General features: G+C 46.9%; 22 protein-coding genes and 2 pseudogenes. 20 read left to right on the forward strand and 4 right to left on the reverse strand.

Annotated elements, in window-relative coordinates:
• The first annotated feature begins 7 nt into the window (after nt 1-7).
• Entirely contained in the window at nt 8-949 is a 942-nt protein-coding gene (locus tag PaeBR_RS02080) for an alpha/beta hydrolase (protein ID WP_410515049.1), read from the forward strand.
• Nucleotides 950-1,522: 573 nt separating this feature from the next.
• A complete protein-coding gene (locus tag PaeBR_RS02085; RefSeq protein WP_410513275.1) occupies nt 1,523-1,789 on the forward strand; it encodes a hypothetical protein in 267 nt (88 codons plus the stop codon).
• A gap of 407 nt (nt 1,790-2,196) precedes the next feature.
• Here the strand turns inward: PaeBR_RS02085 and PaeBR_RS02090 are convergent, their stop codons facing one another.
• A complete protein-coding gene (locus tag PaeBR_RS02090; RefSeq protein ID WP_410513276.1) occupies nt 2,197-3,771 on the reverse strand; it encodes a multicopper oxidase family protein in 1,575 nt (524 codons plus the stop codon).
• 335 nt (nt 3,772-4,106) lie between these two features.
• Between PaeBR_RS02090 and PaeBR_RS02095 the strand changes: the two genes are divergently transcribed.
• Together PaeBR_RS02095 and PaeBR_RS02100 are read left to right on the forward strand one after the other, a co-directional pair.
• Nucleotides 4,107-5,123 carry a 2-oxoacid:acceptor oxidoreductase family protein gene (locus PaeBR_RS02095; protein ID WP_410513277.1) on the forward strand — a complete coding sequence of 339 codons (1,017 nt, stop codon included), beginning with the start codon at nt 4,107-4,109 and terminating at the stop codon, nt 5,121-5,123.
• Entirely contained in the window at nt 5,123-7,411 is a 2,289-nt protein-coding gene (locus tag PaeBR_RS02100) for a thiamine pyrophosphate-dependent enzyme (protein ID WP_410513278.1), read from the forward strand. The genes PaeBR_RS02095 and PaeBR_RS02100 overlap by 1 nt, the downstream gene beginning before the upstream one ends.
• A 231-nt stretch (nt 7,412-7,642) precedes the next feature.
• On the opposite strand, the gene PaeBR_RS02105 is transcribed toward PaeBR_RS02100, so the two are convergent.
• Both PaeBR_RS02105 and PaeBR_RS02110 read right to left on the reverse strand, forming a co-directional pair.
• The gene (locus PaeBR_RS02105) at nt 7,643-8,215 is read right to left on the reverse strand and encodes a hypothetical protein (RefSeq protein ID WP_410513279.1); all 573 of its coding nucleotides are present in this window, start codon (nt 8,213-8,215) and stop codon (nt 7,643-7,645) included.
• A gap of 152 nt (nt 8,216-8,367) precedes the next feature.
• Nucleotides 8,368-8,688, reverse strand: coding sequence for a hypothetical protein (locus PaeBR_RS02110; protein WP_410513280.1), 321 nt, complete (start codon nt 8,686-8,688; stop codon nt 8,368-8,370).
• A 105-nt stretch (nt 8,689-8,793) separates the two neighbouring features.
• On the opposite strand from PaeBR_RS02110, the gene PaeBR_RS02115 reads away from it, so the two are divergent.
• The 11 genes from PaeBR_RS02115 (at nt 8,794) to PaeBR_RS02165 (ending at nt 19,706) form a co-directional block, all read left to right on the forward strand.
• Nucleotides 8,794-8,988, forward strand: coding sequence for a hypothetical protein (locus PaeBR_RS02115; protein WP_410513281.1), 195 nt, complete (start codon nt 8,794-8,796; stop codon nt 8,986-8,988).
• 130 nt (nt 8,989-9,118) lie between these two features.
• Nucleotides 9,119-9,298, forward strand: coding sequence for a DUF2933 domain-containing protein (locus PaeBR_RS02120; RefSeq protein ID WP_410515050.1), 180 nt, complete (start codon nt 9,119-9,121; stop codon nt 9,296-9,298).
• A 243-nt stretch (nt 9,299-9,541) separates the two neighbouring features.
• Nucleotides 9,542-11,857: a heavy metal translocating P-type ATPase gene (locus PaeBR_RS02125; protein WP_410515051.1), complete on the forward strand. Its 2,316-nt coding sequence runs from the start codon at nt 9,542-9,544 to the stop codon at nt 11,855-11,857.
• Nucleotides 11,858-11,970: 113 nt separating this feature from the next.
• Nucleotides 11,971-13,410: a transposase gene (locus tag PaeBR_RS02130; RefSeq protein WP_410511969.1), complete on the forward strand. Its 1,440-nt coding sequence runs from the start codon at nt 11,971-11,973 to the stop codon at nt 13,408-13,410.
• 212 nt (nt 13,411-13,622) lie between these two features.
• Nucleotides 13,623-13,829 (forward strand): copper chaperone CopZ, encoded by a 207-nt coding sequence (gene copZ, locus PaeBR_RS02135; RefSeq protein ID WP_410513282.1) that lies wholly within the window; start codon nt 13,623-13,625, stop codon nt 13,827-13,829.
• Between the two features lie 179 nt (nt 13,830-14,008).
• Entirely contained in the window at nt 14,009-15,688 is a 1,680-nt protein-coding gene (locus tag PaeBR_RS02140; RefSeq protein ID WP_410513283.1) for a methyl-accepting chemotaxis protein, read from the forward strand.
• Nucleotides 15,681-16,175, forward strand: a complete 495-nt coding sequence (locus PaeBR_RS02145) for a hypothetical protein (RefSeq protein WP_410513284.1) — start codon at nt 15,681-15,683, stop codon at nt 16,173-16,175. Before PaeBR_RS02140 ends, PaeBR_RS02145 begins: the two co-directional genes overlap by 8 nt.
• A 31-nt stretch (nt 16,176-16,206) precedes the next feature.
• Nucleotides 16,207-17,043: an electron transfer flavoprotein subunit beta/FixA family protein gene (locus PaeBR_RS02150; RefSeq protein ID WP_410513285.1), complete on the forward strand. Its 837-nt coding sequence runs from the start codon at nt 16,207-16,209 to the stop codon at nt 17,041-17,043.
• Nucleotides 17,044-17,071: 28 nt separating this feature from the next.
• The gene (locus PaeBR_RS02155; RefSeq protein WP_410513286.1) at nt 17,072-18,115 is read left to right on the forward strand and encodes an electron transfer flavoprotein subunit alpha/FixB family protein; all 1,044 of its coding nucleotides are present in this window, start codon (nt 17,072-17,074) and stop codon (nt 18,113-18,115) included.
• Nucleotides 18,112-19,422 (forward strand): FAD-dependent oxidoreductase, encoded by a 1,311-nt coding sequence (locus PaeBR_RS02160; protein WP_410513287.1) that lies wholly within the window; start codon nt 18,112-18,114, stop codon nt 19,420-19,422. Before PaeBR_RS02155 ends, PaeBR_RS02160 begins: the two co-directional genes overlap by 4 nt.
• A complete protein-coding gene (locus PaeBR_RS02165) occupies nt 19,419-19,706 on the forward strand; it encodes a ferredoxin family protein (protein ID WP_410513288.1) in 288 nt (95 codons plus the stop codon). Before PaeBR_RS02160 ends, PaeBR_RS02165 begins: the two co-directional genes overlap by 4 nt.
• Nucleotides 19,707-19,867: 161 nt before the next feature.
• Here PaeBR_RS02165 and PaeBR_RS02170 read toward each other — a convergent pair whose 3' ends face one another.
• Nucleotides 19,868-20,395, reverse strand: coding sequence for a DoxX family membrane protein (locus PaeBR_RS02170; protein WP_410515052.1), 528 nt, complete (start codon nt 20,393-20,395; stop codon nt 19,868-19,870).
• A gap of 235 nt (nt 20,396-20,630) precedes the next feature.
• Here PaeBR_RS02170 and PaeBR_RS02175 point away from each other — a divergent pair, with 235 nt between their 5' ends.
• The 5 genes and pseudogenes from PaeBR_RS02175 to PaeBR_RS02195 all read left to right on the forward strand — a co-directional run bounded on the left by PaeBR_RS02175 (nt 20,631) and on the right by PaeBR_RS02195 (nt 24,420).
• On the forward strand, nt 20,631-21,113 hold the full coding sequence (locus PaeBR_RS02175; protein WP_410513289.1) for a hypothetical protein: 483 nt from the start codon (nt 20,631-20,633) through the stop codon (nt 21,111-21,113).
• Between the two features lie 12 nt (nt 21,114-21,125).
• Nucleotides 21,126-22,106 (forward strand): annotated as a pseudogene (locus PaeBR_RS02180) (IS1380 family transposase); the annotation flags it as partial.
• A 518-nt stretch (nt 22,107-22,624) separates the two neighbouring features.
• A complete protein-coding gene (locus PaeBR_RS02185; protein ID WP_410513290.1) occupies nt 22,625-23,047 on the forward strand; it encodes a hypothetical protein in 423 nt (140 codons plus the stop codon).
• A gap of 131 nt (nt 23,048-23,178) precedes the next feature.
• Nucleotides 23,179-23,367 (forward strand): annotated as a pseudogene (locus PaeBR_RS02190) (4Fe-4S binding protein); the annotation flags it as partial.
• A gap of 15 nt (nt 23,368-23,382) precedes the next feature.
• Nucleotides 23,383-24,420, forward strand: a complete 1,038-nt coding sequence (locus PaeBR_RS02195; protein ID WP_410515053.1) for a 4Fe-4S binding protein — start codon at nt 23,383-23,385, stop codon at nt 24,418-24,420.
• Nucleotides 24,421-24,448 lie beyond the last annotated feature (28 nt).

Below are 24,448 nucleotides of genomic sequence, written 5' to 3' on the forward strand. Positions count from 1 at the left end.
AACGTTGCTGTGGACTGTAATTGGTTTATTAGTTCTTATTGGCATTGGCGGAGCGTTGGCATACGGAGGTTTCTTTTTCTATGGAATAGCCATTAAGCGGGCGCCGAAGACGTTTCTAAGCAACAACCGTGATTTGAAGGCTAACCCTCCCGTCGCCGGAGTCTCATGGGGAGAGGGGCAGGAGTGGATATCGCGCCAGACCCTTCGAAACGTTGAGATATTATCCGATGACGGACTGAAGCTTCGTGCTTATATGATCCCTTCCAGCCGGGCTGAGGGGCGTACAGTAATCATTGCCCATGGTTATTCAGGCAAAGGCAAGGATATGGGGGCATATGCCAAAATATATGCTGATCAGCTGGGCTACAACGTTCTAATTCCCGACGCCAGAGGGCATGGGGAGAGCGAAGGCCATTATATCGGGTTCGGCTGGCATGAGCGCCGTGACTATTTGCAGTGGATACGCTATGTAATTGAGGAGACGGGACCCGAAGCGAAAATTGTCCTGCATGGAGTTTCCATGGGAGGAGCAACGGTGCTGATGACTTCCGGGGAGGACTTGCCGCCGCAGGTAAAGGTAATCGTCTCAGACTGCGCTTATACCTCGGTGAAAGCTCAGTTGTCCTACCAACTGCGGCGTATGTACCGTTTGCCCGGTTTCCCCTTCGTTCATAGTGCCAGTCTGGTCACCCGGTTAAAGGCGGGTTATTCATTTGGAGAGGCTTATGCATTAAAACAGGTGCGTAAGGCGCAGGTGCCGATTCTGTTCATTCATGGGGATGCGGATACATTTGTGCCTTTCAGCATGATGAATGAGTTATATGAGGCCTGCCGGAGTCCCAAAGAGCGGTGGATTGTACATGAGGAAGGTCACGGGATCTCTTATGATAAGGATAAGGCTGGCTATGTGAGCCGGGTTACGGGGTTTGTAACGAAGTATGTAAAATAGGCCCTGAACGTAGACAGCGCCCGATATCCGCGTGAGCGGTTATCGGGCGCTTATTATGTTTCCACATACGATTCCTTCCTGAGCAGGCAAATCGTGTCTTCAGTTATATTCAATCTCCCGCCGTTCGTGAGTAACGGGCTTTATAATTCCTTATTATTTCCATCAGCCGTGTGGCGAGAATAATCCTTCCAAAACGACAAAAGCCCTACCTCTCTTTTGTCCTTGCGGTTCCGTGACCGCGCCAGTGTGAGTCGGATGCCATGTTTGAATTTAGTCTCATAAAAAGGAGTTTCCTGCAAAGAAAACGTAAGATTTTGTGTCTAAAATGCCGATAACTATATTACAGTAACCCATCGGTTAACATCTTCTTAAGTTAGGAACAGATATAAGGGAAATCAAATATTAAAACAGTATAACATATTCGGAAGAGGAATGCAAATATTTTTGACTGGAAAGTGGAAGCGGGGGGACGAATGAATTTATATGCAGCATTTTTGAGGAAGCAAATTCGTAATTACTTGTTCGGCTCTGTTGTCATCGCTCGAAAACTCTACAATAGAGTATTTTCGGCTGATGCTTGTAATGTCTGTTTCCTTTGTAATTATGGCCGCTGTAGAGATCGCGGTATTTATGAATCATATCAGCTCCATTCGTATCGCGCTGAAAGAATACAAGCCGGAACTTACTGATCTGGAGCAGGCTTACATTTATACCCACGAGCTGCCCAAGAAAGCGGTATACCGGATACTTGGACCGCACCTGCTCGGTCATTTTGGAACAGGGGAGAGGAAGCCAAATCGAATTATCCCGGTCAAACAGGATAGGTCGAGCAAATTATGAGCAGTGGGGCCGAGCAGTGGTTCCAAATGAGCCGGGTGAAAGAGATGTTGAAAAACCATCGGAATGGAACAGACGATTACTCCCGAAAGCTCTGGACAATTCACATTTTTTCGATATGGCACTCTATCTATATTCAATGAATTTCTGAAAGAAAATATACAACAACGCATTCACGCATCATAATCTCTTAAAGCAAGAAAGTGTGGACGAAAACGCCAAACAGCAAATCTCCAACAACCCGGAGATTTGCTGTTTTTCTAATTTTCATGGCTTTAAAAATGATGGTAAGCTGTTACATTCGTAGAAAAACCTTATGGGACAGCCCCTTCAGAAAAGAAGCTATCTTGACCTAATACCAGTCTTGTATGATATGTGCCTATTTTTCTTGTCAGGTTTGATTATTATCTTTATTCAGGCTTATTGCTCACCTTCGGATCGGCTACAAAATCGCTCTTATAGTCGGTGTATTTCATATCGGTCACCATTCCTGCAGAGGCATGATGTAGGTCATGGCAATGGAACATCCAATCGCCGGGATTGTCTGCTTCAAGGGCCACTACATATTCCTCACCGGGTTTCAAGTTAAGCGTATCCTTCACAATGGAAGACCCCTCTAAAGCTTTACCATTCTTGCTCAGTACTTGGAAGAAATGCCCGTGTAGGTGCATGGGGTGATCACCAGACACCGAATTGTTGACCATCCGTACCTTCACTTTGTCGCCTTTCTTGACTTGGATCGGGTCCGTATTCGGGAATGTTTTGCCATTGATGGTGTAAATAAGGTTGCCGTCTTTGGAATCCGTACCCAAGTTCATCGTATAGTCCACATCATATTTTTGATCCAACGTGAAAGAAGATTTTCCTGCCTGACCATAACGGGTCAAATCAAAATTAGGGAGGTCTAAAACCGCGTCATTAGGTTCGTCCGTGACTTCCGTCACTCCATCATATGCGATTTTGATCTTCATTCCTTTAACGCCCGGTTCGCTTCCATGAGCTTCCAAATACCACTGCCCAGGGTTGTTCGCTTCAAATTCCATGTCATAACGTTCTCCAGGCGCGATGGCCAGCAAGGAGTCCTTAAGCAGTTGCGGATTGTTGACCGGCTGTCCGTCTGTTGCCGTAACCTTCCACTCATGACCGTGCAGGTGGAGAGTGTGTGATTTATATCCGGCATTCACCAAACGCAGGCGCACTTTATCACCTTGTTTCACGGCAAGACTTTCGATGCCGGTTCCGGAGTTGCCGTTGATGGTCAGCAAATCGTAGATGTTCATATCGTGACCGGCACCGGAAGTTTCAGTAGCGCCGCTCTCAGGCTCCATACCGTTCATGCTCTCCATATTCATACTGTCGGTGCTACTGCCGGAGGACATCCACTCATCAAGCATCAGCGTGTAATCGCGAGTCGCTTGGTTATCCTTGGCTTCGACGATGAAAGAGCCGTATAATCCGCGGTCGATCTGATTGACGCTATCTTGATGGGAATGATACCAGTACGTTCCCTGGACGTTGGCGGTAAATTCATAAACGAAAGATTGCCCCGGCTGTACCGCATTCTGGGTCACACCTGGAACTCCGTCAATAGAGATTGGTACCGGTACGCCGTGCCAATGGATGGAAACGGGTACCGTCAGCTCGTTTTTCAGCGTGATCTTGACTTTGTCTCCCTGTTTAACACGGATTTCGGGACCGGGCACCGAATTATTGAAGGTCCATACGGGAAGCATTTTGCCCGGTTCTACTTCCAGATTGCTAGCTTGAGCCGTCAACGTAAATTCTGTCTGCCGAATAGTCATCATCTTGACGGTATTCGCAGTAGCAGTACCACTCTTTGGCGCTGTCGTATTTTCCGTGCCAGCAGGGTCCATTTTGGAATGGTCCATACTATCCATGGATTCTTTTTCCTTGTTAAGGCAACCCGTGAGTATGATAGACAAGAGACCAACTACTGCCACTGTTCGAATGAAGAGCATTTTCATCTTTAACCTCCACATCGCTTTTTGTAAAGCCGTATTTATAATAATAATAAATAAAGAATGTGTGGAAAGTATGGAGTTTGCACTTATTTTGAGTAAGGAATGAGACAGCCTCCAGAGTCATAATTTTTTATGAGTATGAGGAGGGAGGTTACTCTCGAATATCAAAATAATCAGACGATTAGGAGCTCACCTTTACAAAGGTTCTCTTTTTTCATATTTGCAAACATTCTGTGTCCACACGTTTTCTACATGGAATTCACACAACCCTATTTTACAATGAATCCCATTGAAGGAAAGGACAGCAACGTTCAAAATACGATAAAAGGAGAAAACGGATGTCTATCTTACCTAAAAAGAATGAACTGGGATTTTTTGAGATTCGCTTGGAATCTATCGGAGGTCTGGGTGCGAATCTCGCCGGCAAAATGCTGGCAGAAGCCGGGGTTCTCGGTCTTGGCTTGAACGGCTCTAACTTCTCGTCTTACGGCTCCGAAAAGAAAGGCTCGCCGGTAAAAGCTTTCGTGCGTTTCTGCGAAGCTGACGTGGAAATCCGCGATCACAGCCCGATCGAGCAACCGCACGTAGTCGGCATTTTTCACGAAGCGCTTTATAAAACAGTCAACGTTGTCAACGGAGTGAAAGCTGATGGCATCGTGCTCGTCAACACGACTCGCGATTTCGATGAAGTACGACGCGACCTGAAACTCGAGTACGGCACGCTGGCGATTGTCGACGCAACAGGCATCGCCATCGAGGAGAAAACCAAGGCCAACACCTCGATGCTAGGCGCTTTATACCGTATCTGCGAATTCTTGATCCCGGAAGACATGCGGGGTGTCATTCATAAAACGTTTGAGAAGAAATACCCGCACTTGGTTGAACCGAACATTCGCACCTTCGACCGCGGTTACAATGAAGTGAAGTTCAAAATCTATGAAGCTCCGGAAGATGCGCAAGGCAAAGCCTTCATTCGTCCCCAGACCGTATTCGGTTACGAAACGCAAGAGTTGGGCGGTGTGTTGGTGGCTCAAGCGAACACGATTTTGAAAGACCTGAGCGGTTCCCGCCAAGGCTGGCTACCGCAGTTCCACGAAGACAAATGCATCAGCTGCGCGGCGTGCGACAACGTCTGCCCGGACCTGTGCTTCGTTTGGGAAGAAGCACCGGATAAGAAAGGCCGTCCGCAAATGTTCCTCCGCGGCATCGATTATAAGTACTGCAAAGGTTGTCTGAAATGCGTCGATGCTTGTCCGACAGACGCGCTCACAGATATGCGCGAAGAAGTCGGTTATGCCGAAAATCACAGTATGGCACATAAATTTCCTTATTATGTAGCAGGAGGGGTTAACTAATGGCTATTCTTGAAGAAAATCTGAATAAGACACAAGTTCCCGAGCAAAAGGCCGTTTTCGAATCCGGCAACGAGATGGCGGCAACCGCTGCCGCTCAAATAAACTATCACCTGATGGGTTACTTCCCGATTACGCCTTCCACGGAAGTAGCGCAATATTTGGACCAAATGAAAACCCGAGGTGAGCACGACATTCAATTGGTTGCGGCCGATGGCGAACACGGCTCCGCCGGAATTTGCTACGGCGCAGCGCTGACCGGTGCGCGCGTCATTAATGCAACGAGCTCGCAAGGCTTCCTTTATATGCTGGAACAACTGCCGACTCAATCCGGCACCCGCTTCCCGATGGTGCTTAACCTAGTTGCACGCGCCGTCAGCGGTCCGCTTGATATCCGCGGCGACCACTCCGACTTGTATTACGCGCTGAACACCGGTTGGGTCATCCTGATGGCTTCCACTGCGCAAGCCGTATACGATTTGAACATCATGGCGTTGAAGATTTCCGAGCATTCCGAAGTCCGCCTGCCGGTTATCGTTTGCTACGACGGCTTCTTCACTTCTCACCAAAAGCGTAAGGTTATGTACTTTGCAGACCGCAAAGTCGTTCAGGATTTCGTTGGTCCGGTTCCGACTGGCTACCACAACGTCATTGACAAGAATCATCCGGTCACGATCGGCGCGCATATGCTCGGCGACGATTTGATTAACAACAACTTCCAACAATCCGAAGCTTTGTACAAAGCGGGTGAAGTGTTCAAACAAGTGAACCGGGAATACGCTTTGATCTCCGGCCGTTCGTATTCCGCGCTTGATCTGTACCTCATGGAAGATGCGGAAGTCGCCCTGTTCCTGATGAACTCAGCCGGTGAATCCGCGAAGGACACGGTAGACAGGCTGCGGGCACAAGGTGTGAAAGCCGGTTTGATTCGCCCGAACATCATTCGTCCGTTTCCGGCGGAAGAGCTTCGCCAAGCATTGAAGAACGTCAAGGCGCTGCTTGTTGGCGAACGCGCAGATTCTTACGGCGCACACGGCGGCAACATGACTCACGAAATTCGTTCCGCTCTTCAGGTTGATAAGGATAATAAGACAATCGTTATGAACCGTATTTTCGGCGTTGGCGGTAAAGACTTCTTCCCGGATGAAGCGGAAGAGTTCTTCAAGCTTGTGATTGATGCAGCCGAGAAAGGCTATGCCGAGAAGCCGTTTGATTACTTCGGTCACGTGCCGGGCGAATCGCAAGGCCGACTTCAACCGGTAATCGAGCCGATGACCGGCGAAGTTTACAAAACTGGCCTGATCAAGGTAATGCAAGATGAGGCAACAGGCAAGCTGAAGGTGAAGATGCCGCCGCTTCGCGCGCTTACGGCAAAACCGAAGCGGTTTGCCCCCGGTCATGGCGCATGTCCGGGTTGCGGTATCATCTCGGCGTTAGAGCTTTTCTTTAAAGGCATTGAGGGAGATGTCGTCACCTTGTTCCAAACGGGCTGCGGCTATGTTACCACTACCGGCTACCCGTATACGTCCCATAAACAATCGTTCGTCCACAACCTCTTCCAGAATGGCGCCGCTACGGTTGCCGGTATGGTCGACGCGTTTCTAGAGATGAAACGCCGTGGTGAAGTTAAGGTATCCGACGACTTTACCTTTGTTATGGTAACGGGCGACGGCGGAATGGACATCGGTATGGGTCCGGCGATCGGTACGGCGCTTCGCAATCATAAGATGATCATGGTAGAATATGACAACGAAGGCTACATGAATACCGGTTCGCAATTGTCCTATTCAACTCCGCTCGGTCATCAAACTTCTACTTCCGGTGTTGGTAAAACGCAAAAGGGTAAATCCGGCCACCATAAGGATACGGCTCAAATCCTGGCCGCTACGAACATTCCGTACGTCTTCACTGGTACCGAAGCGTTCCCGCAAGACTTGATTCAGAAAGCTGCCAAAGCTCAGTGGTACGCGCAAAACGAAGGTTTGGCGTATGGTAAGATTCTGATCTCCTGTCCGCTCAACTGGAAAGTGGAGGACCGGGTAGGCACCAAGTTGATGAAAACAGCCGTTGACTCCTGTTTCTTTCCGCTCTACGAAATAGAAAGTGGAATTACGAACATTACTTATAATCCGGAGGCGAAAAACAGCCGTGTTTCGGTTAGCGAATGGCTGAAGGCGATGGGTAAAACGAAGCATTTAATCAAAGAAGAAGAAATGCTGAAATTGTTCGAACAAGAAGTCGAACGCAGATGGACAAGGCTGAAAGCAAGGCATGAGCACGAAGTGCTGTAGGTTTTAAGCAGTGGCCCTCCGTCGGGTCCCGATCTAAATATAGATTAGTGAAAAAAGAGCAATGCAACGGAAATATTCTCCGATGTATTGCTCTTCATCATCTTAGGGTACATAATCGAATCCATAAAACATTCGTGGTCGTAAACCTCTCCTCATATAAAATGGCAATCTGGAACTGTTTCGAGTTCCGACTGCCATTTTTGTGACTTATAGAAATCCGTCTTCAAACCGTTAGAGCTCTAACTCCTGATAAAAATCATCGTCTAAATCTAAGGTAGTACGTGTCATGATGTGTTGGGTATATGACTCTGAAATTAATTTGAACAACGGTTCCGGAACATTTTTTCTAACGCTTTCCAAACTGGGACAAATAATAAAATCAGTCGTTCTAAATAAATCTTGTTCCTGAATAATTTGCCCATTACAGAAGTGAACTTCGCGGTTTATCGCCTTCTGAACCAGGATGTTAGACTTCGATGTTACGAAGACCTCAATGAAAGTAGAGGGGTAGACAACACCGCTGAAATTTGGATTGTTGACATGGTCGTAAGGATAATCGTGTTTAATTTCGTGTTTTGCAATCGATTTAACGAAAAGTTTCTTTATTTCTTGGTTCTTAGAAAGGATAAACAGAGTTTCCTTATATCCGCGAGCTTCCAACATGGAGTTGTTAATATAATTTTTCAAAGCCTGATTGATAAAGTCGGAAATCGGTTTGCTCTCCCCATGACCTGTTATAAAAGCTCTATTAATTAAGCTGGGATCTACGTTCAACTCGTTTAGCAAAGATTGTTTCGTTTCCATATTATTCCCTCCAAAGTGAATAAGATAATGATGCATGTTACTAAAGTAACGAAAAAGTATAGAGAAATGATGTGGTTTTCGTGATATTCTTGTGAATATATCAGAATCATGCTCATTTGAAGTGAATGTAGCCTAAAAGAAGGCCCGAGACATCATTTTTTGTATTGTAAGGCGTGAACGGGCTGTATTCCGATACCGCCTAAGACGACCAGGACAAACGTCCATACAGGCCTGCGAAGTAAAGTAGGGAATTGTAGCAATTGTTCCTGCTTAACCTCATTTTGAAGCATAATGAAAAGAGAAAACAGAACTCCGCCTGTAAAAATCCCTATAGCTTTAAGCAACAGCACACTATATTCCGATGAAATCATATCCCCTAGCATCACACCCATCATCCCTGCCATCACACCGGATAACATCCCATCCAGTACAGCCATCAGGCTAACGGGAAGACCTGTTTTTATGATTTTCATCAATTACTTTATTTCTACAAAAATTCTACACAGAATCCACATAACCGTATTCTATTATAAAATCATCAAAGATATCTGAAGACAACAAAAGGGGAGGTTGAACAAATGGATTGGTCTTGGTTGATATTACTGTTGTGTCCCCTTATGATGTTTCCTATGATGTATTTCATGATGAAGGGAAATCATACGGAAAGTTCGCAACAGAATCAACATAATGCAATGACGGAGCAACTCGCTGAACTGAAGACGCAAAATGAAAGCATAAAAAAAGAACTGCATGAATTGAAAAACAGCAATTAAGTAATCAAAGGAGGAATAAACAATGAGTTGCTGCGGAAACCATAATCATGGAAGTCATAAAAAGGACCAACACAGTCAACACAGTCAACACAGTCAACACGGAGGAAACCATAAATCGCATAAATGGATGATGATCATCTGTTGCGTATTGCCCATTGTTTTGGCAGCTGTCTTTTTTTTAACGAAGGGAAATGGCGGACCTACAAGCAATTTGCTGCTCTTATTCCTGATTCTCTTATGTCCGCTTTCCCACTTGGTTATGATGCCATTGATGAATAGAAAGAAAAAAGATCGTCAGACCCAGTTGTAATGGAATCTGAATTCTGATAAAGTTAAAATATACCCCCCTACAGTATATAATGCCCTAAAGACAAACATTTGCTATGTACTAAATTAAGGGAAGTGACGTTGTCGCTTCCCTACAAAAAGGCATTTAATATACCCCTGAGGGGTATATTAATCTTTGTGATGAAAGCGAGGGGAAAAAGAAATGACCGAACAAAGACCGGTTGCCCAAGACATATCCGTATCCGCCACAGGGTTCGAGAATGTAATGGTCGGTATCGAGGGTATGACTTGTGCAGCTTGTGCTACTCGCATTGAAAAGGGACTTGCCAGGATGGATGGCGTCAAAAACGCAAGCGTTAATTTTGCCGTTGAGAAGGCAAGTGTTACGTATGATCCCGATAGCATCAATTGGAACGCCATTGAAAAGAAAATTCAAGATATCGGTTACAGGGTTCGTTACAACAAGGTGAATCTCGATATAAGCGGCATGACCTGCGCGGCATGCGCCAACCGTATTGAAAAGGGATTAAACAAAATTCCGGGTGTCTCCGCTTCAGTCAATTTAACTTTGGAAAGAGCGACAATTCAATATCAAGAGGATCAAGTAACAGTCGCCGATCTTATCTCCAAAGTGGAGTCCATTGGTTACAAGGCGAAGATTCATAGTAACGAAAACGGGCAGCAAGAAGATAAAAACAAGGAGTTGGAGAACCAAAAACGCCGGTTCATTTTATCGGCCATTCTCTCCTTACCGCTGCTTTGGTCAATGATCGCCCATTTTAATTGGGGGCTTTATGTTCCCGAGCTTCTGATGAATCCGTGGTTCCAATTTGTATTGGCTACCCCGGTACAATTTATCATCGGCTGGCCCTTCTACAATGGAGCTTATAAAGCATTGAAAAACGGCAGTGCGAACATGGATGTGCTCGTTGCATTAGGCACTTCGGCCGCTTACTTCTACAGCGTAGTGGAAACGTTGCGTTATTCCGGAATGGCTGATTCACACCAAACGGTACCAGAATTATATTTTGAAGTCAGCGCCATCCTGATTACTTTGCTCATTTTGGGTAAATGGTTTGAGATGCTGGCCAAAGGGCGCACATCTGAAGCCATCAAGAAGCTGATGGGCTTGCAAGCCAAGACCGCATTGGTCATTCGAAACGGCCAGGAAGTAACTATTCCTATTGAGGAAGTACAAACGGGTGACTTGATTCGGGTTCGTCCTGGTGAGAAAATCCCAGTCGATGGAACCATTCGCGAGGGGACTTCGGCTGTTGATGAATCCATGCTCACAGGAGAAAGTCTTCCGGTAGACAAGAAACCGGGAGATCCATTAATCGGCGCCACAATCAATAAGAATGGAACCATGATTTTTGAAGCGACGAAGGTAGGCAAGGAAACGGCTCTGGCTCAAATTATCAAGATTGTGGAAGATGCGCAGGGTTCGAAAGCACCCATTCAACGGTTGGCGGACAGCATCTCCGGTATATTTGTTCCGGTTGTGGTCGCCATAGCCGTCGGTGTTTTCTTGCTTTGGTATTTTGCAATAGATAAAGGCAACTTTACTCGGGCATTTGAGAATGCGATTGCCGTGCTAGTAATAGCATGTCCTTGCGCGCTTGGCTTGGCGACTCCCACCTCGATTATGGTAGGAACCGGTAAAGGGGCTGAGAACGGAATCCTGATTAAAGGCGGGGAGCACCTGGAGGCAGCCCATAAGCTTCAAACCATTGTTCTGGATAAAACAGGGACGATCACCAAAGGAAAACCGGAGCTTACAGACATCATGGCCCTTGAACCGTGGTCTGAACAAGAGCTGTTGAATAAAGTCGCGAGCGCTGAGAAGGGGTCTGAGCATCCGCTGGCACAAGCGATCGTGAAAGCTGCCGAGGAGCAAAGCATGACTATTCGGATACCAGAGGAATTCGAAGCCATACCAGGTTTTGGTTTGCGGGCAGTTGTGGAAGGAAGAACGCTTCTTGTTGGTACCCGAAAACTGATGGTCCAGCAAGGGATCGAGATTCGTCATATGGAAAACAACATGGAGCTGTGGGAAGGGGAAGGCAAGACGGTTATGCTGGTCGCTATTGATCACTCGCTCGCAGGCATGGTTGCCGTCGCCGATACAGTGAAGGAAACTTCCAAACAAGCTGTAGCCCGGATGAAGAGGATGGGGCTGGAAGTGATCATGATCACCGGTGATAATAAACGAACCGCAGAAGCTATCGCCAAGCAGGTCGGAATTGACCATATCCGAGCTGAAGTGTTGCCACAGGATAAGGCCAGCGAAATTCAGAAACTAAAAGATCAAGGCAAAAAAGTGGCAATGGTAGGCGACGGCATCAACGACGCACCGGCTCTTGCACTATCCGATGTTGGCATGGCCATTGGCACCGGTACGGATGTAGCGATCGAAGCGGCAGATATTACTCTCATGCGGGGGGATTTGAACAGCATCGTAGATGCTATTCAACTTAGTCATAAAACCATGAGAAATATTAAGCAAAATCTTTTCTGGGCATTCTTTTATAATCTGGACAGTCAAAAGTTCTTGTCGAAAAATCGTAACATAGAAAAATAACCCAATCAGACGATGGTATGGTATCCTTTTAGTTCTCACACAGAAAGGAGATCCAATCGCTAAATGGGTTACGACAAAAAGTGTACCTCATTTCCGAGCGATTGACCATACCTATGCTCAAATACGTGAATGAACTTTTACTTCCCTTCCGTTCGTGCTTCTCCAGACAAGCCACTTTCGAGTGGTTCGTTGTTTTGGTCATCGGCTTTATGCTGCGCTCCGACCATCTGGGCGTGACTTCTGTGATTCGGGACCTCTCCCTGAATGGCGGCTGCTATGAGACGCTCATTCACTTCTTCCGTTCTTCGGCTTGGTCTCCGTCATCCTTACGGCGGATGTGGCTTCAGGTCGTTCGCCAGTCTGCGCCCCTGCTGGTGATTCAGGATCGCGTGGTACTCGTCGGCGATGGCATGAAGCAAGCCAAGGAAGGTCGCCGGATGCCGGGCGTCAAGAAGCTCCATCAGGAATCCGAAAACGTCTCCAAGGGCAATTATATTTTCGGTCACCTGTTTGGGGCCATCGGCATTCTGGTCGGCGATTCCCGGAAATGGTTCTGCTTGCCCTTGTTCATGAATCTGCAAGACGGCGTCCAGACCATCCTGGGCTGGAAGAAAGCGGACAACGAGCCGGAGCCGCCTTCCCACGTCGTTCAGATGATTGAACAAGGGTTCGAGGCTGCGAAAGGCTTCGGTCAAGCGCTGTTGCTCTTGGATCGTTACTTCTTGTCGGTTCCGGCCTTGAAGCGGTTGCAGGCGTGCCATCTCGCCTCCGAAGCCCGGATGCATCTGGTGACGAAAGCCAAATCCAACGTGGTGGCCTATGAACGCCCTGCGGCCAAGAAGCCAGGACGTGGCCGACCGGCGAAAAAAGGCAAGGCGGTCAAACTGAAGGAGTGGTTCACGACTCGCGCTGCCGATTTTCAAACCGCCACCGTTCCCCTGTATGGCAAAGAAGAGAAGGTGCAATTTCTATGCCTGGATCTGCTTTGGGGACAGGGCTTGTATCAGGAATTGCGCTTTGTGCTGGTGGTGCATCAGGGCCGCCCCTCCATTTTGGTCAGTACCGATCTGACCTTAGCTGCCACAGACATCATCCGCTTGTATGGCTATCGCTTCAAGATCGAGTGTACGTTTCGGGAAATGAAGCAGGTCATCGGCGCCTTCGGCTACCGCTTCTGGAGCAAGTCCATGCCGAAGCTGAACCGGTTTCTGAAAAAAGAGGAAGCTCACCCACTCAAAGCGGTAAAGGACGAACAAGACCGGCAGCGAATTCAGCGGACGCTTCAGGCGATCGAGGGATTCGTGATGTGCCAGTGCATCGCGATGGGATTGCTGCAGCTGGTTAGCCTGCATTTTTCAGGCCGGACGCCGGGGCTGTTTTTCCGCTATCTGCGTACGCCGTCCCATGCCGTGGTGTCTGAGGCTACCGTTGCCGCTTATTTACGCAAGTCTATTTTTCGCTTGTTTGTGCAAAATCCGCACTTATCCATAACGAAAATAATTAAATCCAAGCAGGAGAACACTCATGTTGAGCACGATTCTCTGGCTTCTTAAAGTTGTAGAACTTTTCACTGTCCAGTTATAATGTAGTTGGTATCCCAGTTGCGGCAGCGGGTTTTTTGGCGCCTTGGGTGGCCGGTGCGGCTATGGCTTTCAGTTCCGTGTCCGTCGTATTGAATGCCTTGCGACTAAAGAAAGTTAAATTATAGAAGTTCTCCTCTTAGAGGGTTTCATAAAATCATATTAAAAAGGAGACATGAAGAAACATGGCAAACGTGGTTTTGAAAGTAGATGGGATGTCCTGCAACCATTGCGTTCACTCTGTTGAAGGGGCTGTAAACAAACTACCTGGTGTGGAATGGGTGAAGGTCAGCTTAGTCGAAGGTGAAGTAACGGTAGAGTTTAAGGATGCTAAAGTCACCTTGGAGAATATCAAGGAAACGATTGAGGATCAAGGATACAACGTATTGTAATCATAAGGGTCACAGTCACGGTAAGGGGAAGCAGTTGAAACTGCTTCCTTTCTATACGCTTGAACTGAAAAAAGAACAGGAATCAATAAAGAAACATATCGCTCGCCTACATAGTTTAAACAAATCTTTTTGGTAATATGTCAAAAGTAAACGATTGCAGAATCAGGAGTGACGATGCCATGAAACTTTCATTAAAACTCATTGTTTTATTTTCAGCCTTGATGTTGCTTGTGACTGCATCCATAGGGATCTACGCCATAGTCGGCATGAGTTCGCAGGTTGCCCATATCGCAGAGAAAAAGTTGGTTTCAAGTGAATCCATGGCTGCAGCCTTGATCAATGAGAAGTATCCAGGAGATTGGGGAATTAAGGATGGGAAGTTGTTTAAGGGGAATACCCAAATCGACGGTAATGATAAAGTAGTTGAATCGATTGGCAGACTTACAGGAGATACCATTGCCATCTACAAAGGCAATATGAGCGTTGCTATGTCGTCGGATTCACAGCGTAATGAGAAGGGTTCAATGGATAAGCTTGAGATGGAATTAGAAAAAACAGTACTGGTTCAAGGGAAGTCCTATGTCGGGCAGTCCAATGGAAGTAACGAAATGGTGTTATATGAGCCTATTAAAAATAAGAAGGGACAAGTCATAGGAGCCTTCCACATTGGAATGGACAAGGAAATGTATGACTACGCTTCGAAAAATTTCAGAAAGAACATGCTTTTGTTTGCTGTAGCAGGGTTGTTAATTGCCATTACGTTATCCGCTTATCTGTCGCTACGTTTAGTCCGACCACTCGTACAAATAACTCGAGTAGTTGAGCAGGTATCTACCGGACAATTACTCGTAGACGAGTTGTCTGTTACATCAAAAGATGAACTGGGCAAGTTGGGGCAAGCGGTGAATGAGATGGTCAGAAGCCTGCGGAAATTAATCATGAAAGTTCAGCGCACGTCAGAGCAGGTCACTGGTGCTTCCGATTCCGTATCCCGACATACCATACATATTTCACAGTCAGCTAGTCAAGCCGATACTACCATCCGGCAAGTGGCGGCAGGAGCTGGAAACCAAGCCCACGGAACGGATGAAAGCGCAAAGGCTGTTGAAGAAATTGCACAAAGCATACAACATATTGCGGAGACTTCCTCTCATGTTGCCTATGCATCCGGCGAAATGGTTCAAGAGGCAGAACAGGGCAATCGTTCTGTGCAAACAGCTATTGCGGAAATAAACCAACTGAACGTTTCAGCCCATCAAGTAGCGAATAAGATTGCTGAACTGAACCAAAACTCGGACAGCATTGGAAGTATTGCCACAGTTATTAGCAACATTTCAGCGCAAACCAATCTTTTGGCCCTTAATGCTGCGATTGAAGCCGCTCGAGCGGGAGAGCAGGGGAGGGGATTTATGATTGTCGCGGGTGAAGTGAAGAAACTTGCGGAACAATCGGAGCGATCGGCCAAAGAAATTACTTCCTTAATCCAAACGGTGCAAGGGGCGACCCAAGAGGCGGTTTCGGCTATGAGTACCGGTCTGGAACAGTCGGAAAGAGGAGTTAGAGTTATCCAGCAAGTGGGAGAAGCTTTTGAACGTATATTGGAATCCGCTCGTTTCGTGGCAAGTCGGAATCAGGAGGTTTCCGCCGTGACACAAGAAATATCGGCGGGCACGGAAGAAATATCGGCTTCCATCTTAATCGTAGCAGGTATAGCGAAAGATACTTTAACGAATGTGCAAATTATTGTAGATGCTTCTCAATCCCAAGTCCATTCGACGAGTGAAATAACTAGTGCAGCGGAATCCATGCTCCATTCAGTTGAAGAAATGAAAAAAGCAATCAGCCAGTTCTATGTGTAAAACGAACCCACGGTTTCTCGAACATAGAGAAGAAACCGTGGGTTCTTCTATTAGAATACAGGTTTTTGCCAACTTCACACTTTCCCCACACGCTCCCCACAGAACCAACAAAAAGTTTGTTTATAGTAATAGTAAGAAACAAAAACATGGAGGAATAAACATGACAAAGAAAAGATTGTTGACATCATTGGCGTTGGTGGCGGTGTTGGGAGCTGTACTGTTGGTAAGTCAAGTCGTCTGGGCTGCTGAGAGTACGTCAAAGAAGCAAGAAACTTCTCAGGGATCCCAAACGGATCATGCGGCGCATCACCCTGAAGCTCAAGCATCCGTGAGTACAACTGCAAGTAAAAAAATGGAAGCGAACAATAAGCAGGTTGCGATGAAAGACAGCAACATGCAGGACATGATGAAAATGATGAATACACCCGAAGGCAAACAGCTGTTGGAAAAGTGCCAAGAGGTACTTAAGCAAAATGCTGGACAATAAAACAACCATCGGTAAAGGGAGGAACTAAATTTTGTTTCATATTATCGTATGCGTAAAGCAAGTTCCGGACAGTAGAGAAATCCGAATTGATCCAAAGACGAACGCTCTCATTCGTCAGGGGGTTCCAAGTATTGTCAACTTCTATGATATGCACGGTTTGGAAGCGGCTCTCCTTATTAAGGATACGATAGGAGCGAGAGTAACTGTAATAACGATGGGACCTCTTCCCGCTGAAAAGGCACTCAAAGAATGCATATCACTTGGCGCGGACGAAGCGGTTTTGATTACGGACAAAGGCTTTGCAGGCGCAGATACGCTTGCTACTTCCTACGTGTTGGCAGCGGCAATCAGAAAAGCGGAAACCGAATGGGGCACAGCCGATTTGATCTTCTGCGGTAAACAAACCATCGACGGGGATACCGGTCAGGTTGGTCCTGGAATTGCTTGTCGGTTGGGTGTGGAACAACTAACATATGTGAACAATATCATTAGCCTTAAGGAGAACGAGGGTCTTATCCGGGTTCAGCGTCACTTGGAGGACGGCATAGAAATTATTGAAACGAAGCTGCCGGCGCTTGTGACCGTTTTGAAGGATATGAACAAGATTAGGCGTGCTTCCTTGCCCGGTATGATTCGCGGTACCCGTTACAAGCCATTTGTTTGGACAACAGCGGATTTCCCGGATATAGATCGTACGAAAATAGGACTAAAGGGCTCTCCGACGACCGTTGGCAAGACATGGGTTCCGGAAGCTAAGAAATCCGTTGGAGAAACTCTCAGCGCAGATACCCCGCAAGAGGTTGGTAAACATGCAATAGATAAGATCTGGCAATCCAGCATTCCCCAACAGATGGGTTGGGTATCATAGATCATCCGTGGAGGAGAGGAAGAAACCAATGTCAGTCGAGCATTTGGAGAAACAACCCGCGACGAGTATATCCGATTATGAGGGTATACTCGTAGTAGTAGAGCATCGCGGAGGAACAGCGAAAAAAGTATCGTGGCAGCTCCTTGGCCAGGGAAGAAGAATGGCGGACAAGCTCGGAGCCCCTTTAATGGCACTTGTAATAGGCCATCAAGTAAAGCATTTGGCCCAGGAAGCAGTAGTTTTTGGTGCCGATCACGTTTATATTTGCGATAACGAATCTTTGAATGATTACCGGACGAAGCCTTACAGCAGGGTGTGTCTAGATGTTTTTGCTCAAGCAAAACCTGAAATCGTTTTGTTTGGCGCGACGGCAACAGGGAGGGATTTGGCGGGGGCGATCGCTACCCATTTGCCAACGGGATTGACAGCAGATTGCACCGCACTTGATGTGGAACCTCAACCTTCCCGTATACTCCTGGCAAGCCGACCGGCTTTTTCGGAGAAAATGATGGCTACCATTCTCTGCAAAAAATATCGCCCCCAAATGGCAACGGCCCGTCCGGGTGTCTTTCAGGCTCTTCAGCGGGATGATACGAGGACTGGAAATGTCATACACGTTCCGTTTCATGATCATTACGGGGAGACGGCAACCCGAGTTATTGACTTTATTACCGAGGTCAACAGCATCAATCTGGAAGAGGCTGATATCATTATCGCCGGAGGACGGGGCTTGGGTGGACCGGAAGTATTCGGGCTTCTGCAAGAATTGGCCGATGCTTTGGACGGAACGGTCGGGGCCTCCAGAGCGGCAGTTGATGCCGGTTGGGTCATGCATGAACGGCAAATTGGTCAGACAGGACAAACGGTTCGGCCGAAACTCATCATTGCCGCGGGTATCTCGGGAGCGGTTCAGTTTACGGTGGGGATGCAACATGCTGATATGATCATCGCCATAAATAAAGATCCGGAAGCTCCTATTTTTCAGATTGCCCATTACGGCATTGTGGGCGATCTGTTTAAAGTCTTACCCGAAATTATTGCTGAGGCGAAGAAAAGGAGGGGGTTGGCTTGAATGAAACATTTGACGCAGTTGTGGTGGGAGCAGGACCAGCGGGATCGGCCGCCGCTCTCCGAATGGCCCAAGCCGGACTGAAAGTCGTATTGCTCGAAAGGGGGGAATTTCCGGGAGCCAAGAATGTATTCGGTGGAGTATTGTATCGCAAGCAAATCGAAGATCTCGTGCCTGAATTCTGGAAAGAAAAGAACGCCCCGATTGAACGCTCTATCGTTGAGCAGCGTATGTGGATGATGGGCAAGGAATCGTGTGTCACATTCAGTCACCGGAACGAAGCTTTCAAAGAACCGATGAACTGCTTCACGGGTTTGCGGGTGAAGTTTGATCAGTGGCTTGCAGGAAAAGCCGTTGAAGCCGGCGCCATTCCGGTTTATGAGACGGCAGCAACAGAACTAATACGACAGGGAGATCGGGTCGTCGGAGTGCGAACAGACCGTGACGAGGGTGACATTTACGCAAATGTCGTCGTCATCGCCGATGGAGTCAATTCCCTGCTCGGCAAATCGCTCGGGGCACACCAGGGATGGAAACCGGATGAAGTATCGCTCGTCGTTAAGGAGACGATCGCGCTTCCCCGGGAGAAGATTGAGGACCGTTTCAGTCTGGAGGGAGATGAAGGCGTCACGGTTGAGTTTATGGGAGAGACTTCCCTTGGCATGGCTGGGATGGGTTTTCTCTATACCAATAAAGAATCGATTTCTCTGGGCATTGGCGTGATGGTCAACGACTTGACCAAGAAACAGATCAAGCCTCACGAGCTACTGGATTCCGTAAAGCAGCATCCGGTCATTCGGAAGCTGATAAAAGGCGGCGAAATGAGAGAATATGCGGCGCACCTTATTCCCGAGGGAGGATATGATTCCGTCCCGGCTTTGTCCGGCAACGGTTGGTGCCTTGCGGGAGATTCCGCACAACTGGTTAACTTTGTTCACCGGGAAGGTACCAATTTGGCGATGAAATCCGGTGAGATGGCGGCAGATGCCATTATTGAAGCGACAAAAAAAGGGGATTTTTCCGCACAAACACTGAGGAGCTATAACGATGCCATACGGAGTTCTTTTATTATGAAAGATCTGAAGAAATACCGAGGCATGCATAAACTGCTCAAAGATACCGATCCGTCGTTGATGTTCGACAAATTGCCACGAGCTTTAAATGAAGCAGCATTCAACATGTTTTCTGTCGATGGTGTTTCGAAAGCGGATAAACAAAAACACGCCATTCGGCTCATGAAGGAAGCTGCCGGAGGTACGCTCAATCTTGTTAAACTGGGAATTCGGGGATGGAGGGCGACCAACGGATGAGCCAACAAGGAATTACGAATCGATTGTTTACCATACGTTACAAATGTGACGAAGCATCCCATTTGAAACTTAAGAATCCCGCTTTATGCGTAGATTGTCCGACGAAAAGTTGTACCTTTATATGTCCGTCGGACGTGTATGAATGGAATGATGAACTGAAGAGGCCAGCCATTATGTATGAAAATTGTTTGGAATGCGGCACTTGCCGTATCGCTTGTCCGTCAGAAAATATCGATTGGAATTATATGACCGGTGGACATGGCATTGCGTACCGTTACGGATGATCTATATCTCAGATACCAGTTGGGCAACCGATTCCCAACTGGTCTTTATAATCAATTCAGGTAAAGAATTATGCATTATAGAAAAATAAAGAGCAGAAAGGGCACGGGAATAACCGGCGCCTTCTTGCTCTTTATTTTTCATTTCGATTTAATGAACATAATTAATCTTGATGGTGCACGACTTGAGCATCTTTTGAACGATAGGGAAGGATCTTCCTTAAGAAGGGCAGCACATAAAAGTCCCCTCCGAATTTGCCCGCATTAGCGCCCGCGACGAGAATAATCATACCAAGAAGAATAAGCCAAGGATTAGAAGACACAGTTCCGGCGAACATGAACATAAAATTCATCAAAAGTCCGAAGAATGCAGCGGCTGTGGTCAAAACCCCAAGAATTAAGCCAAGACCAATTAAAAATTCGCCTAATGGAATGGCAAAATTAAAGAGTTTTACATTTGGAAGCGCGAAGTTTTCAATAAAGCTGGTAAAGTTCGGATAAATCAACTCGTTTGTAGCTCTGTCCACGACAGGTTTTGACACGGCGTTGTTTAAAAAACCCGAGGCATCGAAAGCCTTATCGCCTGTAAGCTTACCCCATCCCGCATCGAGCCACTGCCATCCAACCCAAAGTCGTAGAAGAGCTAGCGCCCCGGCAGCAAATACGTTTTCCCTTAAAAAGCGAAATACCATGTTCATCATCCTTTTCTAAGTACAAATGTTTCCTTCAATAAAATTATAAGTAAGATATATAGAAAATATAAGTGGGAAGCGTGAACACTTCATGACAAAAATTGTATCCATCACAACAACCTGAATCCGTGAAACCAAATACTGAAAAGGTTAGAAAAAGAGCCTCCGGTGGATTAAAATATAAAGCAAAGGGAAGAATTCCCGTATTTTTCACATTCACCTCGGAGGTGCACAGATGAAACCTGTCCGTTTTCAACTGGATCAGTCCGTAGAGTTACTGACCGCTCATTCCGGTCTTGCCCTTATCGGCTTGCTCCTTTCTCATACACAGATTGCTAAACGTCTGATTCGTTACTCCTTGCCTGGCGTACTGCAGCCCGGGGTTACTCATCCGGATGTCCTCTATGCCTACCTCGGATTGCTTTGCCAAGGGAAAAGCGACTTTGACCAGATCGAGCCTTTTCGTCAAGATCGCTTTTTCGCCAAGTCTTTAGGGATCAAACACGTCCCGTCCTCACCCACACTCCGGCAGCGCCTGGATTTGGCGGCGGCGAGCAGCTACGACTGGCAGAATATCCTGCTGGAAGAGTCGGCTGATTTGCTGCGTGCGTTGGAAGTCCCACTCACACCCGTTCATGCGACCGGTCCAGAGGGGAAAGCGTTGTCCTGGCTGCCACTGGACCTGGATGTTTCCCCGTTTGACAATAGTCGTACGTAGAAAGAAGGCGTATCGCTGACCTACAAGAAAGTGGACGGCTATGCTCCCTTTTTTGCCTATCTGGGGCAGGAAGGGTATGGGGTGAACGTCAATCTGCGCGAAGGTAGCACTCATGTACAGAAAGAGGCTGCCTCTTTTTTATTGCATAGTTTGGAGTACAGCCGCCGAATCACGGATCAGCCGTTGCTGGTTCGCATGGATGCCGGTAACGATGCACTGGAGAATCTGAACGTCTGCCTGAACGAAAACGTGGATTTCATCGTCAAACGCAACTTGCGCCGGGAGTCCCCGGAAGAGTGGCTACTGATCGCCAAACAAGATGCCATGTGCTGTGTAGAACGGGAAGGCAAATGCGTCTACCTGGGTTCGATGGAATGGGTCGACAAGAAGCTTGAACGTCCTATTCGGGTGGTGTATCAAGTGATTGAACGAACGATGGAATCCGATGGGCAACTGTTGCTGGTGCCTCGGGTAGAGGTGCAGGTGTTTTTCACCACGCTGACGTGTTCACCCTGGCAGGTGATTAAGCTCTACCGTGACCATGCCACCAGCGAACAGTTTCACAGCGAACTCAAGACCGACCTCAATTTGGAACGACTGCCTTCGGGTAAATTTGCCACCAACGACCTGGTGCTGTGTGCGGGCTTGTTTGCGTATAATCTGTTGCGGGCCATTGGACAAATTTCCATTCAAGAACCCGATGCCCCGGTTAGACACAAAGTCAGCCGCAGGCGGGTCAAAACCGTCATCGAAAATCTGATCTGGCTGGCCTCTCGAATGGTAGAGCATGCGAGGCATTCTCACCATTCATCTCTCAACAGCGCAGGGAAGTTCGAATTAATCTATCCGTTAGTTCTTTCACGGATTCAGGGCAATATAATATTTGAAAAAATTCGACCGCATCTTGAAGATGCGGCTTTTCTACATTGTTTCAACAAATTTTACGTTTATGATAGGATCATACGAAACCATGAATTGGGTGATGTACAATGAATAAATTGAAAGCTCTGGTTGTCGACGATGAATGGAATTTGAGGAACCTGCTGCGTATTTATTTACTCACCAAGTGAAAAAACATAAAAATAAACAGTTTCTCTAAGGAAAACTTTTAGGAGGTGGGACGGATGAGGAAAGGGGATTGGATATTTGCGCTGTTTATGATGTTAATGGGTTTATATTGTCTGATGGTTTCAGCCACGTCTTTCTTGGAAAGACCGTCCTATTCCTATGCTCGAACCCTGTTAACGCTCTGCCTCTGGATGGGTATCCCGTTAATTTTGCTTGGGAGCATCTATCTATTTTTGTCTCGACGTCGGCATCGATAATGACACGGACAATGATGTGGAGAAACCAGCCGTTTTCGAATAATATTTCGGAAATGTTTTTTATGTGAACACTTTCAGAAAATCACAATCATTCGAAGTGTTTTTCGGTCGCTCCACATATTTTCTCCACACTTTCTTTTTACAATGATACCAGACTAATGAACAAAGCGAGGAAGGAAGAGATTGATGAAAAGATTCGGAATCGTAGTTGCGATTGCTGGACTCCTTTTGTTTTCCAGCACTGCATGGGCAGACGAGCAGACCAAGAACGATGGGCACTCCGACGAAGGAAACGGAACGGCACAAGTGCAGCAGACCACGGCTGCACAACAGGAAGTGAAAATGCCTGACATGACAACGGAGGAACACGGGAACATGGAAATGGGCGGTATGGATATGGGGAGTGACGGTGATTCTCATAGTGAGAGTGGAACTGCGAATGAGGAGGGGACCTCTGGAGCAGAACATGACAGTCACGGAAACGAAGAAGTGGTCGAAGCCCCTCCGAACATTCCGGTGCTCAGTACATTTGGAGGTATCATGTTGGTATTTATACTTTACGGCGCCTGGAATAAATGGCTGCGGAAAAAGGAGCGCATTCACGCATGACGAATCTTGCAAAGAGAACACAACAGACAAGCATTCCACCTGTAAAAAAGCCATATAATTTTTTGGATATACCACTTTTCAGAGCCTTTATCAAGAGCCGATGGTTTCCTGGTATTTTCCAATGGGCGGCTATGGCCGTGTTTTCCGTTATTGTCTACGAGTTAGTCGCTGGTACGGTAAATCCCAGTCGTAACTTTGGTACTTCTCTGACATGGGTGCTCTGGTGGCCAGCCATACCAATCCTTTTCCTAGTGTCAGGTCGTTTCTGGTGCGCGGTTTGTCCTTTCGGTAAACTCAGTGACATTGTTCGAAAACTAGTTGGTAGCGAAAGGCCTATGCCGAAGTTTCTGAAGAAATACGGGATTTGGATGATTGATATTTTTTTCATCATGATTACGTGGTCTGATCACATTTGGGGGATCATTGAATCACCGCGCGGCTCTGGATATCTGCTTCTTGTTCTGACTACGATGGTTGTCGTTACTTCCGTATTTTTTGAAAGAAGAACCTTCTGTAAAACACTTTGCTTCCTTGGAGGATTGGCAGGCAACTATTCTCGTTCCGGAATGATAGAGCTCCGGGGAACACCTGAAGTTTGCAAAACCTGCAAAACGCAATCTTGCTTCAAAGGTGATGGCAAGACGGAAGGATGTCCGATGTTTGAATTTGTCCGTACGATGGATAATAGTGCGGATTGCAACCTATGTGGAAACTGTGTGAAGACTTGTCCCAATAATTCCATCCGTATTACCCCGAGAACGCCGACAGCAGAACTGTGGGGGATCAAGAAGCCGAAAGTCGAGCATGCATTTCTGGCTGCAGTTATTATGGGGATCGTGTTTGTGCAGAATATAACGATGCTTGAAATTTGGCAGGATATCTTGAACATCATTAGCAAAGTTACACAAACTACCAGCTATAACGTGAACTTTACGGTTGCTTTCGTTATTTCCATGATTATTCCAATTGCTATGCTCTGGATTGCAGCGAAAATAACCGGACGCAATGAAACATTTGAGAAAGTGAAAGAGAATTTCGTTCGCTTCGGTTATGCCGTTATTCCGCTTGATTTGGCGGGTCACTTGGCCCATAATCTTTTCCACGTATTCACAGAGGGGAAAGCCATTTGGTTCAATACAGCTAATTTGTTCGGATACAAATTAACCGGCGACCTGGGATTGACTTCCGTGGGTACGGTGCAACTCTTGCAATACGCCGTCATATTGTTAGGTCTTTTCGGTTCTGCGTATACTGTGTATCGAATCGGAAATAGAGCTTCTTGGAGAAAGTTGCTGCCCTACTATTCTTTAATGGTAATTTTGGCTGTTATCAATATTTACTTGTTCTCGTTGCCAATGACCCATCGGGTATAATCATATAACAAAGAAAGGTCAAACAAAC

The organism is Paenibacillus sp. BR2-3 (genome assembly GCF_046529485.1).
Lineage (GTDB): Bacteria > Bacillota > Bacilli > Paenibacillales > Paenibacillaceae > Paenibacillus_AQ.

Excerpts from the sequence above, each read along its gene's own strand:
- PaeBR_RS02085 (WP_410513275.1), top strand. The coding sequence starts at position 1,523 with ATGCTTGTAATGTCTGTTTCCTTTGTAATTATGGCCGCTGTAGAGATC.
- PaeBR_RS02090 (WP_410513276.1), bottom strand. The coding sequence starts at position 3,771 with ATGAAAATGCTCTTCATTCGAACAGTGGCAGTAGTTGGTCTCTTGTCT.
- PaeBR_RS02095 (WP_410513277.1), top strand. The coding sequence starts at position 4,107 with ATGTCTATCTTACCTAAAAAGAATGAACTGGGATTTTTTGAGATTCGC.
- PaeBR_RS02100 (WP_410513278.1), top strand. The coding sequence starts at position 5,123 with ATGGCTATTCTTGAAGAAAATCTGAATAAGACACAAGTTCCCGAGCAA.
- PaeBR_RS02105 (WP_410513279.1), bottom strand. The coding sequence starts at position 8,215 with ATGGAAACGAAACAATCTTTGCTAAACGAGTTGAACGTAGATCCCAGC.
- PaeBR_RS02110 (WP_410513280.1), bottom strand. The coding sequence starts at position 8,688 with ATGAAAATCATAAAAACAGGTCTTCCCGTTAGCCTGATGGCTGTACTG.
- PaeBR_RS02115 (WP_410513281.1), top strand. The coding sequence starts at position 8,794 with ATGGATTGGTCTTGGTTGATATTACTGTTGTGTCCCCTTATGATGTTT.
- PaeBR_RS02120 (WP_410515050.1), top strand. The coding sequence starts at position 9,119 with ATGATCATCTGTTGCGTATTGCCCATTGTTTTGGCAGCTGTCTTTTTT.
- PaeBR_RS02125 (WP_410515051.1), top strand. The coding sequence starts at position 9,542 with ATGGTCGGTATCGAGGGTATGACTTGTGCAGCTTGTGCTACTCGCATT.
- PaeBR_RS02130 (WP_410511969.1), top strand. The coding sequence starts at position 11,971 with ATGCTCAAATACGTGAATGAACTTTTACTTCCCTTCCGTTCGTGCTTC.
- copZ (WP_410513282.1), top strand. The coding sequence starts at position 13,623 with ATGGCAAACGTGGTTTTGAAAGTAGATGGGATGTCCTGCAACCATTGC.
- PaeBR_RS02140 (WP_410513283.1), top strand. The coding sequence starts at position 14,009 with ATGAAACTTTCATTAAAACTCATTGTTTTATTTTCAGCCTTGATGTTG.
- PaeBR_RS02145 (WP_410513284.1), top strand. The coding sequence starts at position 15,681 with ATGTGTAAAACGAACCCACGGTTTCTCGAACATAGAGAAGAAACCGTG.
- PaeBR_RS02155 (WP_410513286.1), top strand. The coding sequence starts at position 17,072 with ATGTCAGTCGAGCATTTGGAGAAACAACCCGCGACGAGTATATCCGAT.
- PaeBR_RS02165 (WP_410513288.1), top strand. The coding sequence starts at position 19,419 with ATGAGCCAACAAGGAATTACGAATCGATTGTTTACCATACGTTACAAA.
- PaeBR_RS02170 (WP_410515052.1), bottom strand. The coding sequence starts at position 20,395 with ATGGTATTTCGCTTTTTAAGGGAAAACGTATTTGCTGCCGGGGCGCTA.
- PaeBR_RS02175 (WP_410513289.1), top strand. The coding sequence starts at position 20,631 with ATGAAACCTGTCCGTTTTCAACTGGATCAGTCCGTAGAGTTACTGACC.
- PaeBR_RS02185 (WP_410513290.1), top strand. The coding sequence starts at position 22,625 with ATGAAAAGATTCGGAATCGTAGTTGCGATTGCTGGACTCCTTTTGTTT.
- PaeBR_RS02195 (WP_410515053.1), top strand. The coding sequence starts at position 23,383 with ATGCCGAAGTTTCTGAAGAAATACGGGATTTGGATGATTGATATTTTT.